14 protein-coding genes and 1 tRNA gene are annotated in these 14,608 nt (G+C 65.5%); 7 read left to right on the top strand and 8 right to left on the bottom strand.

What is annotated here, in order from left to right:
- Positions 1-102: 102 nt before the first annotated feature.
- The gene (locus ACFWUP_RS28445; protein WP_379239042.1) at positions 103-798 is read left to right on the top strand and encodes a nitroreductase; all 696 of its coding nucleotides are present in this window, start codon (positions 103-105) and stop codon (positions 796-798) included.
- Positions 799-864: 66 nt separating this feature from the next.
- Here the strand turns inward: ACFWUP_RS28445 and ACFWUP_RS28440 are convergent, their stop codons facing one another.
- Complete coding sequence (locus ACFWUP_RS28440; RefSeq protein WP_379239041.1) at positions 865-1,332, bottom strand: winged helix-turn-helix transcriptional regulator; 468 nt, start codon at positions 1,330-1,332, stop codon at positions 865-867.
- Between the two features lie 38 nt (positions 1,333-1,370).
- Positions 1,371-1,742, bottom strand: a complete 372-nt coding sequence (locus ACFWUP_RS28435) for a hypothetical protein (RefSeq protein ID WP_379239040.1) — start codon at positions 1,740-1,742, stop codon at positions 1,371-1,373.
- A gap of 137 nt (positions 1,743-1,879) precedes the next feature.
- Between ACFWUP_RS28435 and ACFWUP_RS28430 the strand changes: the two genes are divergently transcribed.
- A complete protein-coding gene (locus ACFWUP_RS28430; protein ID WP_379239039.1) occupies positions 1,880-2,356 on the top strand; it encodes a DUF4279 domain-containing protein in 477 nt (158 codons plus the stop codon).
- A gap of 45 nt (positions 2,357-2,401) precedes the next feature.
- On the opposite strand, the gene ACFWUP_RS28425 is transcribed toward ACFWUP_RS28430, so the two are convergent.
- The 6 genes from ACFWUP_RS28425 to aceE form a co-directional block, all read right to left on the bottom strand.
- Positions 2,402-3,832: an acyl-CoA carboxylase subunit beta gene (locus tag ACFWUP_RS28425; RefSeq protein WP_379239038.1), complete on the bottom strand. Its 1,431-nt coding sequence runs from the start codon at positions 3,830-3,832 to the stop codon at positions 2,402-2,404.
- A gap of 119 nt (positions 3,833-3,951) precedes the next feature.
- Positions 3,952-5,208, bottom strand: a complete 1,257-nt coding sequence (locus ACFWUP_RS28420) for a KasA/KasB family beta-ketoacyl-ACP synthase (protein WP_266299014.1) — start codon at positions 5,206-5,208, stop codon at positions 3,952-3,954.
- Positions 5,209-5,217: 9 nt separating this feature from the next.
- Positions 5,218-5,523, bottom strand: a complete 306-nt coding sequence (acpM, locus tag ACFWUP_RS28415; protein ID WP_056821158.1) for a meromycolate extension acyl carrier protein AcpM — start codon at positions 5,521-5,523, stop codon at positions 5,218-5,220.
- A gap of 80 nt (positions 5,524-5,603) precedes the next feature.
- Complete coding sequence (locus tag ACFWUP_RS28410; RefSeq protein WP_379239037.1) at positions 5,604-6,518, bottom strand: ACP S-malonyltransferase; 915 nt, start codon at positions 6,516-6,518, stop codon at positions 5,604-5,606.
- A gap of 127 nt (positions 6,519-6,645) precedes the next feature.
- A complete protein-coding gene (locus ACFWUP_RS28405; protein ID WP_379239064.1) occupies positions 6,646-7,947 on the bottom strand; it encodes a PucR family transcriptional regulator in 1,302 nt (433 codons plus the stop codon).
- Positions 7,948-7,991: 44 nt separating this feature from the next.
- Complete coding sequence (gene aceE / locus ACFWUP_RS28400) at positions 7,992-10,874, bottom strand: pyruvate dehydrogenase (acetyl-transferring), homodimeric type (protein ID WP_379239036.1); 2,883 nt, start codon at positions 10,872-10,874, stop codon at positions 7,992-7,994.
- A gap of 216 nt (positions 10,875-11,090) precedes the next feature.
- Between aceE and ACFWUP_RS28395 the strand changes: the two genes are divergently transcribed.
- The 5 genes from ACFWUP_RS28395 to tnpB all read left to right on the top strand — a co-directional run bounded on the left by ACFWUP_RS28395 (position 11,091) and on the right by tnpB (position 14,331).
- Positions 11,091-11,639, top strand: a complete 549-nt coding sequence (locus ACFWUP_RS28395) for a hypothetical protein (protein WP_379239035.1) — start codon at positions 11,091-11,093, stop codon at positions 11,637-11,639.
- 127 nt (positions 11,640-11,766) lie between these two features.
- Positions 11,767-12,189, top strand: coding sequence for a DUF3052 domain-containing protein (locus ACFWUP_RS28390; RefSeq protein WP_379239034.1), 423 nt, complete (start codon positions 11,767-11,769; stop codon positions 12,187-12,189).
- 73 nt (positions 12,190-12,262) lie between these two features.
- Positions 12,263-12,727 carry a peroxiredoxin gene (locus ACFWUP_RS28385; protein ID WP_266299002.1) on the top strand — a complete coding sequence of 155 codons (465 nt, stop codon included), beginning with the start codon at positions 12,263-12,265 and terminating at the stop codon, positions 12,725-12,727.
- A 32-nt stretch (positions 12,728-12,759) separates the two neighbouring features.
- A tRNA-Val gene (locus ACFWUP_RS28380) sits at positions 12,760-12,831 on the top strand.
- A 36-nt stretch (positions 12,832-12,867) separates the two neighbouring features.
- Complete coding sequence (gene tnpB / locus ACFWUP_RS28375) at positions 12,868-14,331, top strand: IS607 family element RNA-guided endonuclease TnpB (RefSeq protein WP_379239033.1); 1,464 nt, start codon at positions 12,868-12,870, stop codon at positions 14,329-14,331.
- Positions 14,332-14,608 lie beyond the last annotated feature (277 nt).

Here is a 14,608-nt window from a genome sequence, read left to right as displayed (position 1 = left end):
ACACTTCCGAGGACGGCCGATCCGCGGGTTCCGCGGCAGCAGCGCAACTGCTAAGTTAGTCTCAAAATGAGACCAGTTCTCCACGATCGAGGGAGCCACGCGATGGCGCAGACCGACCACGACAGCAGCGATTTCGCGACCCTCCAGCGGTTGGCCGACGAACGCTGGACCTGCCGCCAGTTCACGCCCGAACCGGTCGACCGCGCCACCATCGAACAACTCCTGACCCTGGCCCAACGCACCCCGTCGTGGTGCAACACCCAGCCCTGGCAGGTCGTGGTCACTTCGGGCGAAGGCACCGACCGGTTCCGCAAGGAACTCCTCGCCCACATCCAAACCACGGGCAGCACACCCGATTTCGAGTTCCCCGCCGCCTACGAAGGCGTGTACCGAGATCGCCGCCGTGCCTGCGGTTTCCAGCTCTACGACAGCGTCGGCATCGTCAAGGGCGACCACGAGAAGACCATGCGTCAGATGGTGCGCAACTTCGAACTCTTCGACGCACCCCACGTCGCGATCGTCACCTCCGAAGCCGACCTCGGCATCTACGGCGCCATCGACTGCGGCCTCTGGCTGGAGAACTTCCTCCTCGGCGCCCAAGCCCTCGGCCTCGGCGCCGCCCCCCAGGCCGCCCTCGCCTCCTACTCCCCCTTCATCCGCGACTACTTCGCCATCCCCGACACCCGCAAGGTCGTCTTCGGCATCTCCTTCGGCCACCCCGACCCTACCCACCCCATCAACACCTTCCGCACCGCCCGAGCCCCCCTCGAAGACCAGGTCACCTGGCACACGTCCTGACGGATCAAGATCACCAGGCGTGGTGGCTAATCCCTCTCGGGCGATGCCGCCCCCATCGCCTGGTGATCAACTGTCCAGCTGGCCCCGCGCGGTGATCCCCGGGCCCGGCTCGGGCACGATGTCGCGCGCGGTGACCTCGGCCTGGCACTGATCGCAGGTCAGATGGACGTGGCCTTCGCCTTCGCAGTCGCGATGGTTGTAGCGCACCGGAGGACCGTCGGGCGCCATGTAGGCGTCACCCCAATCGCGAATCGCCATCAGGATCGGATAGATCGCATGGCCCTTCTCGGTGAGCCGATACTCCTCGTACGCACCGTCCTCAACAGGCCGCTTCACCAGAATCTCGTGCTCGATCAACCGATCGAGCCGATCCCGCAACCGACTCCGCGAAATCCCCAACGCCCCCTGAAACGCATTGAACCGCCGCACCCCGGCAAAGCAATACTTCAAAATCAACAACGTCCATCGGTCACCGAAAATCACCAGCGGCCGCGTGATCGAACACGGCACATCAGCGAGTTCCTCATAGCGCACCCTGCCATTATGCGCGTGAACGCGGTGACAGCGACCGCTCAGGCCTCATCGACTACGACCTCGCCCTCGTTCGCCCGCCACGCGGCCAACGCGAACCGTTGCTCGCGACGCCGCAACTTGTACGCCACCATCTCGCGCAGCGGCGCATCCGGCCACTTCCGCCAGCCGGCCGTCTGCCACTTCGATCGCCTCGACAACAAGTCGACCTCACAGTTTTCGGCGGCCTCGAGGTCGACCGGTCCGGTGGCTCCGACGAAGACGCTGTCGCGATGACGGTCGACACGGTTCAGGATCCGCTTGTTACGCGCGATGTTCTTACGCGAGCTCTTGTCGTTCTCCCCGTACCCATTACGACGATCCTTGGCGTAACTGAGCGACTTCTTCTCCTGCGGACTTCGCCGACGCACCATGTCGCCCCCTCCTGATCAGGCGCCAGGTTACGGACTTCCCGCTTCGAGCGCACGCGGATAGTTTTGCGCGGAAGAGCCCACCCAACCCGCGAAACCCGGCTGACAAGCCGACGGATCCGTGGTGGGATCTCGCAGTGATGAAGATCCGTCAGTATTCCTATTTCGCGTTGTACAGCGGCACGATGCCGGCGGCCGAGATGGCTGGTCGGCTACAGATGGATCCGGACGAAGTGATGGTGTTGGGAAGCAAATCCGCGCGGCACCGCATTCCCCGCTCCCACAGCTGGAGAATCGCCCGACGCAGTAGCGAGAGTATCGATGAACAAATCGAGCACCTGATCGACCGAGTGAAACCTATACTCCCCCAAGTGATTTCGCTGGTCGCACACCCTGAGGTGAGCGCGAGTATGAATGTCGTGCGCTATTACCATGATCCAGATGGTGTCCACGAGGCGCCCGGCGGAACACCCTCGTCAGAGTGCCACCGCTGGCCACATCCACTCGGATGGCATCTGTCATCACCAGTGCTCGAGTTCCTGCTCGAGACCGGTGCAGAACTCGACATCGACGAATACGACTGGAGCGACAGCGAAACGACCGCCGCCACTACCTGAATCAGGAGGATGGCGACGGCCGTCGAAATGACGACTGCGTTCAGATCACAGGGGGATGTTCTTGTGGTGGCTCTTGCGGGCCGGGGCGGCGGCCAGGGCCGCGGCGATGATGCTGCGGGTCTTGGCGGGGTCGATGATCTCGTCGACCACGCCGATGGCGACCGCGCGTTCGACGCCACCCGCGAGCTGTTCGTGTTCGGCGGTGAGGCGTTCGTGGAGGGCTTCGCGCTCGGACTCGGGGGCCGCGGCGAGGGCCTTCTTGTGGAGGATGCCGACGGCCGCCTTGGCACCCATGACCGCTACTTCGGAGCCGGGCCAGGCGTAGACGGCGGTGGCGCCGAGGGCGCGGGCGTTCATCGCGATGTAGGCGCCGCCGTAGATCTTGCGGGTCACCAGGGTCACGCGGGGAACGCGGGCTTCGGCGAAGGCGTGCAGCAGCTTCGCGCCGCGGCGCACCACACCCTCGAGTTCCTGGCCGACACCGGGCAGGTAGCCGGGGACGTCGGTGACCACGATCAGCGGGATGCCGAACGCGTCGCACAGGCGCACGAAACGCGAAGCCTTCTCGGCACTTTCGGAGTTGAGGCAACCGCCGAGGCGCAGCGGGTTGTTGGCGAGGACACCGACGGTGCGACCGCCGAGGCGGCCGAGGCCGGTGACCATGCTGCGGGCGTAACCACCCTGGAGTTCCTCGAACGAGGACTCACCGTCGACATTGTCGAGCAGCTCGTGCACGATCGGCTTCACGTCGTAGGCGCGCTTGGCCGACTCCGGCAGCATCGCCTTGAGGTCGACATCGCCGTGCTCGGCCGCGACCAGGTCGAACTCGCCCTGCTCGGCGAACATCGACACCAGCCGACGCGCACGATGCATGGCGTCGGCCTCGTCGTCGGCGGCGATGTGGCAGACGCCGGACTTCTTGAAGTGGGTGGTGGGACCGCCGAGGGTCTCCATGTCGACGTTCTCGCCGGTCACCGAGCGAACAACATCGGGTCCGGTGACGAAAACGCGGCCCTCGGGCGCCATGATGACCACATCGGTCAGCGCGGGACCATAGGCGGCTCCACCGGCGGCGAAGCCGAGGACCACCGAAATCTGGGGAACAAGGCCGGACGCGCGAACCATGGCCTCGAAGACCAGGCCTACCGCGTGCAGCGCCTCGACACCCTCGGCCAGACGCGCGCCACCGGAGTGCCACAGCCCGACAACGGGGATGGCGGATTCGATCGCGGTGTCGATCGCGTCGACGATGTGCTTGCAGCCCTCGACACCCATCGCGCCACCCATGACGGTGGCGTCGGAGCAGTAGGCCACGGTGCGGACACCGTCGACCTCGCCGATCGCGGCGAGCACGCCGGAGCGGTCACGCGGATGCAGCGGCAGGACGGTGCCGGGGTCGAAGAAACGTTGGAGCCGACCCAGTGGGTCGCGCGGATCGGTGGTGGTGTCTTGAAACGCGGGAGCAATGATGGTCATCGCGCTCACTCCTTCACAAAATTGCCGCGGTGGCGGCTGCTGTGGCGAACCGCCGGTGGGGGTCGAACCATTCAGTTGGCACGACCCCCACCGGGGATCGGATGTGCAGTCGGCGGCGTTTACGCCCGACCGAAGGCGAGCGCGACGTTGTGCCCACCGAAACCGAAGGAATTGTTGATCGCGTACTCGATTTCCTGGCGACGGGCTTCCCCGTGCACCACATCGAGGTCGATCTCCGGATCCTGGTTGTCCAGGTTCAGTGTCGGCGGAACAATGCCGTCCCGGATCGCGAGCACCGTGAGGATCGACTCGAGGGCGCCGACGGCACCGATCGAGTGACCGAGTGCCGACTTCGGCGCGTACACCGAAGCGTGCTTACCGATCGCCTTGTGGATCGCGTTCGCCTCGGCGGAGTCGCCGATGGGAGTCGCGGTCGCGTGGGCGTTGATGTGGGTGATGTCGCTCTTGGTCAGACCAGCGGTCTGCATCGCGCGAGTCATCGCCCTGGCCGCACCGGTGCCCTCGGGATCGGGAGCCACCAGGTGGAAACCGTCGGAGGTGATACCGGCACCCAGTAGACGAGCGTGGATGGTGGCACCGCGGGCCTTGGCGTGCTCTTCGGTCTCGATGACCATGAGCGCACCGGCCTCACCGAAGACGAACCCGTCGCGATCCTTGTCGAAGGGACGCGAGGCGCCCTTCGGATCGTCGTTGCGGGTACTCATCGCGCGCATCATGGAGAACGCCGCGATCGGCACCGAGTCGATGAAGCCCTCGACACCACCGGTGACGACGATGTCGGCGTCACCCATCACGATCATCCGCCACGCGTTGGCGATGGCCTCCGAACCCGACGAGCACGCCGAGACCGGAGTGACCACTCCCGCCCTGGCCTTCAGCTCGAGACCGACGACCGCCGACGGACCGTTCGGCATGACCATCTGAACAGCCAGCGGCGAGATCTTGCGATAGCCGCCGTTCTTCAGCTTGTCGACCGAGTCGATCAGGGCGTCGCCGCCGCCGAGTCCGGTGCCGATCGCGACGCCGAGACGGTCGTTGTCGACCTCGGGGCTGCCCGCGTTCTTCCACACCTCACGACCGAGGACGGTCGCCAGGCGCTCGACATACGCCATGCGGCGGATCTCGACCCGGCTCAACAGAGTGTCGGGGCTGACCTTCAGGTGACCGCCGATTCGCACCGGCAGGTCGTATTCCTCGATGAAGGAATCCTCGAGAACGTCGATTCCGCTCTCACCGTTGAGGAGTCCCTTCCACGTCGCATCGACATCACCAGCGATCGACGTGGTCGCCGCCATCGATGTGACGACGACGTTGGGGAAGTTCCCGTTCAAAGTACTGGGAGCAGGAGTGGTCAAAGTTCGGCCCTACTCGCCGGCGCTGTCGAACTTGGCCTTGAGCTCGGCGGCGACGTCGGCGTTCTCGGCCTCGAGCTTCTGCACGTAGGCAACCGAGTCGCCGACGGTCTTCAGGCTGGCCAGATCCTCGTCGGGGATCTTGACGCCGTACTTGTCTTCCATCTGCACAGCGATCTCGACCATGGACAGCGAGTCGATGTCCAGGTCGTCGACGAAGGACTTCTCGAGGGTCACCTCGGAGGGTTCGATACCCGTAACCTCTTCGATGATCTTGCCGAGTTCTTCGACGATCTGTTCCTGGGTCAGAGCGGCCACTTTGGTGGCTCCCTTCTTGTTTCTATTTGTAGGGTTCGTGAACGGCCTGCACTGCGCTGTGCATGGCCGCCGGGGGAAAGCTAGCCCGAGGTGGTCAGTTCGACCAACGCGGGGAGGTCTTCCGGGGTCTTGAGGGCCAGATTGGGCGTGCCCTTCAGTTCCCGCTTGGCAATGCCGACGAGGGTCCCTGCCGGGGGCAGTTCGACCACGGCCTCCACGGCCGCGGCGCGAATGGTCTCGTTGCACAGGTCCCAGCGCACTGGGCGCGTGACCTGAGCGGCAAGTTTTTCGATCGCGTCGGCGCCCGAGGTGACCGGCTGTCCGTCGAAGTTCGACAGCAGCGTGCGCATCGGGTCGCTCGGCGAGATCTGGGCGATGGCATCGGCGACAGCTTCCTGTGCCGGGGCCATGAAGACGGTGTGGAACGCACCGGCGACGGGCAACGCGCGGACCCGTGCCTTCTCCGGCGGGTTCGCGGCGAGCTCCGCCAGAGCTTCCAGGCGGCCCGCTGCGACGATCTGGCCTACCGCGTTGCGGTTGGCCGGGACGAGATCGAGTTCGGCGAGCCGTGCGAGCACGGTGGCTTCGTCGCCACCGAGCACCGCGGACATGCCGGTCGGCTCCAGAGCGCAGGCCTTGGCCATCTCCCGGCCGCGGATAGCGGCGAGAGCGACGGCCTCGTCGGCGGTGATGACACCGGCGACAGCGGCTGCGGCGAATTCGCCGACCGAGTGTCCGGCGACGACTGTATCCGCCGGAATCGACCCGGGGGCGATTTCGGCGAACGCGAGCAGGGCGGCGGCGACCACGAGCGGCTGCGTCACCGCGGTGTCGACGATCTCCTCGGCCGTCGCGGTGGTACCGAGACGGACCAGGTCCAGGCCTGCGGCCTTCGACCAGAGCTCGAGGCGATCAGTCGCACCGGGAAGTGCGAGCCACGGCGTGAGCATGCCGGGTGTCTGGGACCCCTGTCCAGGGGTGAGCAACGCGATCACCCCCTAAGACAACACTGTGACCCCCGCCGCATGAGATGTCGGCGCGAATGAAGCTTTTGGATCGCTTTTGTAGGGGTCCCACAAAATCCGAGGTGGGGTGTCGGGATCGACCGATTCGCCGATCCCGTTACAGGGGGTCCGGAGTCAGTGAGGTGGGCGGGGTTTCTGTGACGGGAGGTGACGATTCGTTATGCGTTCGTGTCAAACGACCCACTGTTGCCGCAATCCGGAGCACATACGCGTCGCGCGGATTCATCGGATCGCGACCGGTCACTTCGCCGATTCGTTTGAGTCGGTACCGAACGGTATTTGGATGGACGTACAGCTGCCGAGCGCAAGTTTCTACTGCTCCACCACAATCCAGGTACGCGTCGAGTGTGTCGGATAACGAAGATCCGGCAGCGGCCAACGGCACCACAAGATACTCGTTCAACGCCTCTATCGCAGCTCTATCGCCCAGCAACGCGCGTTCCGGTAACAACTCCGTGGCGTGAACGGGTCTTGGCGCCCCGCGCCAGCCGACCACGGCCTCCATACCGGCCAATGCCTCGATCGCCGACGCGTGCGCGGCGCCGAGGGTGCGCATCGTCGGGCCGATCACCACCGGCCCGTCGGAGAACACCTCGGCCAGCAGATCGGTGAGGAACGGCGAACCCATGCCGGACTCCCCCAGGTTCCCACTGACCACCATCACCAGCCGCGCACCCTGCACCACCGCGAGCGCGGCCCTGCCGTGTTTGGTCGCGATGGTGTGCACCGCACCGACCGTGGACACGCTCTGGTCCAACGGCGGTGTACCGACCAGCACGGTGGCGGGCGCGGTGGCGTCCCAGTTCAACGTGGCGGCCCGCGACAGCATGTCCGGCCCCGTGTCGCCCCGGACCACCGCGTCGACCACCAGGGCCTCCAGGCGGGTATCCCAGGCACCACGCGACTCGGCGGCACTGGCGTACACCGAGGCGGCCGCGAAGCCGAGCTCACGCCCATATCGCAGCACCGCCTCGGTGAGCGCCACCAGCTGACGATCGTTGCGGGCCAGCGCGGGCAGCCACTGTTCGAAGAAGTCCATGGCCACCCGCACCATGTCCACGGTCTGGCGCAGCGTGAGCCGCCGCGCCAGATCCTGTGGAATCACCTGGAACGCGTCCAGGCTGAAGCGGATATCGGAGTCCGGATCCTGCAACCACTCCAGGAAGTTCACGACCGCCGTCTGCACCAGCATCTGCACGCCCGCGCGCTGCGCGGCGTCCAGATCGGCGAAGAACGGCAGCCGATCCTGCATCGACCCCACCGCCTCGGTCGAGAGCCGGCCCGAGAACTGCTTGACCCGCTTGAGCAGCGTGTCGGGCAGCGGATCACGGGTCTGCCGGTTCGGGGACAGTGCCCCCGTCGGCAGATAGACCTCGTGCTCGCTGGTGCCCTCGGTGATCCGACGGGGCCGCGGCGGTTTGCGCTCCACAGTCCAATAGTCCGCTACGCCAGTTCCTCTGCCGCGTCCGCACTCGGCTTCGGCGCGGCGGCGACGCTGTCGATGCCGTATTTCGCGGCCGCTTCCACCGCCTTCGCCTTGTCGAACGTGCCGTCGCGAACGAGGCCCTCGAGCACCGCGACCACGATCGACTGCGCGTCGACGTTGAACACCCGGCGTGCGGCCGTGCGGGTGTCGGAGAAACCGAACCCGTCGGTGCCGAGGGTGATGTAGTCGCCGGGCACCCACTGCCGGATCTGATCCGAGACCGCGCGCATCCAGTCCGTCGCGGCGACCACCGGCCCCCGCGCGGCCGAGAGCGCCTGGGTGACATAGGGCGAACCCGGATCGGTATCGGGGTGCTTGAGCGCCGCGATCTCCTTGTCGAGCGCCTCCCGGCGGAGCTCGCCGAACGAGGTCACCGACCACACATCCGCAGCCACACCCCATTCCTCGGCCAGCATCTCCTGCGCGCGCAACCCGTCGGGCACGGTCACGCCGGACACGAGGATCTGGGCGCGAACCTCGCCCTCACCGCCGCGCTGGTACAGGTACAGCCCCTTGAGCAGACCCGCCACATCGAGATCGTCGGGCTCGGCAGGCTGCTGGTAGGGCTCGTTGTACAGGGTGATGTAGTAGAAGATGTTCTCCCCGCCGAACGTGCCGACCGGGGCCACCTCGGTACCGGGCAGCGGACTCGCCGGTGCCTCGCCGCCGCCGTACATCCGGCGAAGACCGTCGCGCATGATGTGCGCGATCTCGAACGAGAACGCCGGATCGTAGGTCACCACAGCGGGATTGGTCGAGGCAAGCAGCAGCGACTGGCCGTCGTTGTGCTGCAGACCTTCACCGGTGAGCGTGGTGCGGCCCGCGGTGGCGCCGAGCACGAACCCGCGCGCCAGCTGATCGGCCGCGGCCCAGAAGCTGTCGCCCGTGCGCTGGAACCCGAACATCGAATAGAAGATGTAGAGCGGGATCATCGGCTCGCCGTGGGTGGAGTAGGCGGTGCCCGCGGCGGTGAAGCACGCGGTGGAACCGGCCTCGTTGATGCCCTCGTGCATGATCTGGCCGACGGTGCTCTCCTTGTAGGCGAGCATGAGTTCGGCGTCGACCGAGGTGTAGAGCTGGCCGTTGCGGTTGTAGATCTTCAGCGTCGGGAACCACGAGTCCATGCCGAAGGTGCGGGCCTCGTCGGGGATGATCGGCACGATCCGCTTGCCGATCTCCTTGTCGCGCAACAGTTCCTTGACCAGGCGAACCAGCGCCATCGTCGTGGCGACCTTCTGCTTGCCCGAACCCTTGCGCACCGAGCGGTAGGCCTCGTCACCCGGCAGCGTCAACGGCTTTGCGGGCGAACGCCTTTCGGGCACGAAACCGCCGAGCGACTTGCGCCGGGCCAGCATGTACTCGATCGCCGGATCGTTCATGCCGGGGTGGTAGTACGGCGGCAGGTACGGGTCCTTCTCCAGCTCGGCGTCGCTGACCGGAATGCGCTGCAGATCGCGGAAGTCCTTGAGGTCCTGCAGCGCCAGCTTCTTCATCTGGTGGGTGGCGTTGCGGCCCTCGAAGTGCTTGCCGAGGGTGTAGCCCTTGATCGTCTTGGCCAGGATCACCGTCGGCTGACCCTTGTGCGCCATCGCCGCCGAATACGCCGCGTAGACCTTGCGGTAGTCGTGGCCGCCGCGCTTGAGATTCCAGATGTCGCCGTCGGACATGTTCTGCACCAACGCTTTGGTGCGCGGGTCGCGCCCGAAGAAGTGGTCGCGCACGTACGCGCCGTCGTTGGCCTTGTAGGTCTGGTAATCGCCGTCGGGGGTGGAGTTCATCAGGTTCACCAGCGCGCCGTCGCGATCGGCGCCCAGCAGCGCGTCCCACTCACGGCCCCAGACCACCTTGATCACGTTCCAGCCCGCGCCGCGGAAGAACGACTCCAGCTCCTGGATGATCTTGCCGTTGCCGCGCACCGGGCCGTCGAGGCGCTGCAGGTTGCAGTTGATCACGAAGGTCAGGTTGTCGAGCGCCTCGTTGGCGGCCACCTGGATCAGGCCGCGCGACTCGGGTTCGTCCATCTCGCCGTCGCCGAGAAACGCCCAGACATGCTGGTCGGAGGCGTCTTTGATGCCGCGATCGGTGAGGTAGTGGTTGAACCTGGCCTGGTAGATCGCGTTCATCGGGCCCAGGCCCATCGACACCGTCGGAAATTCCCAGAAGTCCGGCATCAACCGCGGGTGCGGGTACGACGGCAGACCCTTGCCGAGGCCGCCATGGCTGTATTCCTGACGGAACCCGTCGAGCCGGTCCGCGCTCAGGCGGCCCTCGAGGAAACCGCGCGCGTAGATGCCGGGCGAGGCATGGCCCTGGATGTAGATCTGGTCGCCGCCGCCGGGATGGTCCTTGCCGCGGAAGAAGTGGTTGAAACCCACCTCGTAGAGCGCCGCCGAGGACGCGTAGGTCGAGATATGGCCGCCGACACCGATACCGGGGCGCTGCGCGCGGTGCACCATGATCGCGGCGTTCCACCGGATCCAGGCGCGGAAGCGGCGCTCGACTTCCTCGTCACCGGGAAACCACGGTTCGTTCTCGGTGGGAATCGTGTTGACGTAGTCGGTGGAGGTGAGCGCCGGAATCGACACCCGGCGTTCGCCCGCGCGCTCGAGCAGTCGCAACATCAGGTACCTGGCACGGCCCGGCCCTTCGCGGTCGAGCATGTGGTCGAAGGATTCCAGCCATTCGCTGGTCTCCTCCGGGTCGATATCGGGCAGGTACGACGCCACTCCTTCACGGATGACCCGTACCCGTTCACCGGTGGGTTTGGTGCCGGCCTCACCGCCCGCGGTGGGCGTCGGCACTGGATCGTTGGAAGCTGCAGAGTGGATCAGGTCGGTCAAATCTGCTCCTCGTGATGGGGGCTGAACTGCTTGGTCGGCGTCGCTGTCCCCGGGCCTGCCCGCTTGGTGTGCGGACCACCCGTTACGAAAGGTTCGGGTGCACCCTCCATCCTTACCGAAACAGCTGCCCAGGTCATCACCCCAGCGGGAATACCATTAGGTAGGTTCTGCGGGGAACGACGAGTCGCGCACGTGAGTGAGAGGGAACGCCGAACGATGAGGGTGCTGCACGCGCGCCGGCTGGGGCTGATCTGTGCCGTTGCCGCCGTGACCGCGGGTTCGGTGGTGGCCGGTTGCGCCGAGCAGATTCCCGGCACACCGACCACCGACGCCGCCGAAGTGGCCGCCTACAAGACTTCGGCCGCCGCCTCGTCCTCGGCAGCCGCGTCCTCGCGCGCCGCGGCGGCGCAGCAGCGCGCGATCACCGACAACTGCGGCCAGTTCCCCACCACCACCGGCGCCGGCGTCACCGCCTACAACGACTTCGTCTCCGCCCACGACACCAACGCCCCCGATTACGCGACCAAGCGCGAGTCCGCTGCCACCACCCTGGACAACGCGGCCGCCAAGGTCGAGTCGGGTGTCATCGCCGCGGCAGGCGCGCTGCCGACCGAACTGGCCGACAAGTTCACCGCTTATGTCGTCGCTGCGCGCGAGCTGTCCGCGCAGACCCGAAAGATGACCTACAACTCACCGGTCGCCAAGCTCAACGAGGCCAGTCGGGCCATCAACCAGGCACGGACTGCAGTCCACGACGCCTGTTGAGCGGGCCGATTTCGCCTTCCCGACACGCGGCATACGGTACCGATTCATTCGATCAGCTTGCGCTGCGGCGGATAACCATGTTCGCTTGCACCTATCTTACTGTCGGAAGTTTAGGGAGGACACCACCGTGGTCGCCGCGGCGGACGCGCAGAACTACGCTCAGAAGCTTGGCATTTCTCACGGCTTGGTTGTTCAGGAATTGGGCTGGGACGAGGACACCGACGACGCATTGCGCGCCGAGATCGAGGAGGTCACCGGCGCGGAGATGGTCGATGACGACTCCGACGAGGTCGTTGACGCAGTCCTGTTCTGGTGGCGAGAAGGAGACGGCGATCTGGCCGACGAGTTGATGGATGCCATCAGCCCGCTGGCAGACGAAGGCTTCATCTGGGTCCTCACCCCCAAAACCGGGCAACCAGGCCATGTCGATCCGAGCGAGATCGCCGAAGCCGCACCCACGGCCGGCCTGACTCAGACATCCACCATCAGCCTCGGCGGTTGGACGGCCTCGCGGCTGGTTCAGCCGAAGGCACCGTCCAAACAGCGCTGAATCAGCCGTTCGCTAGGGTCTCAGTTGGGCGAGCAGCCCGGCTGAGACCCGACACGACGGAGGATTCGTACCTATGCCGCTAGAGGTTGGCACTCTCGCGCCGGATTTCACGCTCAAGGACCAGAACAACCAGCCCGTCACCCTGTCGGATTATCGCGGCAAGAAGAACGTGCTGCTGGTGTTCTATCCTCTCGCCTTCACCGGCATCTGCCAGGGCGAGCTGTGCAAGGTCCGTGACGAACTGCCCAAGTTCCAGAACGACGACGCCGAGATCATCGCGATCTCCGTCGGCCCCCCACCCACCCACAAGATCTGGGCCGCCGAACAGGGCTACCTGTTCCCCCTGCTGTCGGACTTCTGGCCGCACGGCGCCGTCACCCAGTCCTACGACGTCTTCAACGAGAAATCCGGCTACCCCAACCGCGGAACCTTCGTCGTCGACAAGTCCGGCTACATCACTTTCGCCGAGATGAACGAGCCTGGACAGGCCCGTGACCAGGCGGCTTGGGAGAAAGCGTTGGCCGCGCTAGATTCATAACCCGACACCGCCGGTTCTCCCCGGCGGTGCCAGGGCGTATAGCTCAGCGGTAGAGCACTGGTTTTACACACCAGCGGTCGTAGGTTCGATCCCTACTGCGCCCACAGATTTGAACAGGTCCACCATCGAGTCTCTCGGGTGTGACCACCGCAGGTGCAGGACGGGGGATCATGCTCTCGCTCGATGCAACTCCTGAGACTCCGAGTCATTCGGCGTCGACCGACTCTGTGGTGCGCGCGTATGTTTTCGCGTTGGATCCCACGCCCACCCAGCAGGACATGCTCCAGTCACATTGCGGTGCACAGCGGTTCGCCTACAACTGGGGTCTGGCGATGGTGCGGGCGATCCTCGCGCAACGTGAGGCCGAGCGCTCGTATGGTGTCCCGACAGAGGATCTGACCCCGCATGTGGGCTGGTCGGCGTACGAGCTCCGCAAGCGATGGAACGAAGCCAAGTCTGCAGCGGCTCCGTGGTGGCCGGAGAACTCGAAGGAGGCTTACGCGAGTGGGCTGGCAAACCTGTCCACTGCACTGAGCCGATGGGCTCGAGGACGAGGCACCGGTACGAACCGGGTCAATCGGTTCCCCAAATTCAAGTCCAAGCGAAGTCGACAATCCTGCCGATTCTCGACCGGGGCATTCGGGCTGGTGGCCACCGACCGACGACACGTAAAGCTCCCCAGGATCGGCGCTGTTCGAACGTTGGAGTCGACCCGGACGCTCGAACGCCGCATCCGAGCAGGGGTGGCGCGGATCCGTTCCGCGACCATCAGCTTCCGGAACGGACGTTGGCAGGTTTCGTTCTCGGTCGAGCTGTCCGCCCAGCCTTCTACATCCGGCGGCAGACGGATTCCAGTTGTCGGAGTCGACCTCGGAATCAAGCACCTGGCGATCCTGTCGGTACCGATTCCCGGAGTCACCGACGAGAACGGATTCGTCGCGGCCCCACCGGATGCCGAGCGCGCCACGAAAAAGCTTCGGCGTCTGCAACGTCGCGCCGCCCGTCGGTGTGGTCCCGACAGGCGGACCAACCGCACGCCGTCGCGACGCTGGCTCAGAACCAGAGCCGAGGTGGCACGTGTGCACAAACAGTTGACCAACGCGCGCACGAACAACCTTCACCAGCTGACTTCCCGACTCACCGCTTCCTGCGAATCCATCGTCATCGAGGACCTGCACGTCGCAGGACTGATCCGAAACCGAAAGCTGAGCCGCAAGATTCAGCTGGCGTCGTGGGGAGAGCTGCGCCGTCAACTCACGTATAAAGCGACCTGGCGAGGGACCTCGCTGATCATCGCAGATCGGTTCTACCCCAGTTCGAAGACGTGCAGCGAATGCGGCGCAGTGAAAATCAAACTGCGGTTGTCCGATCGCGTCTTTCAATGCGAGATCTGCCATGCCGAACTGGACCGCGACACCAATGCGGCCAGAAACCTGGCCGCATTGGTTCACCAGCAAGCCACACCGTCCGCGGCGAGTTGCGCCGGGACGTTAAACAAGCCTGATGGAAACCTGCGTAAGCCCGGCGATATGTCGGCAATGGGTACTGCCACGGGAAGGCCCTCGAGGTCAACGCCGCGCAGCAATGCGACGGCTGTCCGATGAGACAACGGTTCGATCCCCTCTGCGCCCACGGTTCTACTAGATCCGATACCTTTGCTCCGGCAGCAAGGCGGGCCCGGCCACGTCAGGGCGGACGCCGACACCCGACGTAGAACGAGTTCGGGCCGTGCGTTCGGAGTTCCCAGCAATCCACCCGTTCGCTGGCGTTTCAACTTGCGGCACGTTATGCGCATGGGCTATCGGCGGCGCGCGAGATCCGGGATACTGTTCTTTACCCCGCAGACCGGGCGCTTCGACACATCGGAGGACTGCCGTGGCC

This window comes from Nocardia sp. NPDC058658 (assembly GCF_042716665.1).
Classification (GTDB): Bacteria; Actinomycetota; Actinomycetes; order Mycobacteriales; family Mycobacteriaceae; genus Nocardia.
The sequence above is the reverse complement of the archived record's forward strand: the minus strand, read 5'-3'. Positions and strand labels throughout refer to the sequence as shown.

Coding starts and splice junctions, on each gene's coding strand:
- ACFWUP_RS28445 (WP_379239042.1), top strand. CDS start 103: ATGGCGCAGACCGACCACGACAGCAGCGATTTCGCGACCCTCCAGCGG.
- ACFWUP_RS28435 (WP_379239040.1), bottom strand. CDS start 1,742: ATGGTGCGTCGGCGAAGTCCGCAGGAGAAGAAGTCGCTCAGTTACGCC.
- ACFWUP_RS28430 (WP_379239039.1), top strand. CDS start 1,880: ATGAAGATCCGTCAGTATTCCTATTTCGCGTTGTACAGCGGCACGATG.
- ACFWUP_RS28425 (WP_379239038.1), bottom strand. CDS start 3,832: ATGACCATCATTGCTCCCGCGTTTCAAGACACCACCACCGATCCGCGC.
- ACFWUP_RS28395 (WP_379239035.1), top strand. CDS start 11,091: ATGAGGGTGCTGCACGCGCGCCGGCTGGGGCTGATCTGTGCCGTTGCC.
- ACFWUP_RS28385 (WP_266299002.1), top strand. CDS start 12,263: ATGCCGCTAGAGGTTGGCACTCTCGCGCCGGATTTCACGCTCAAGGAC.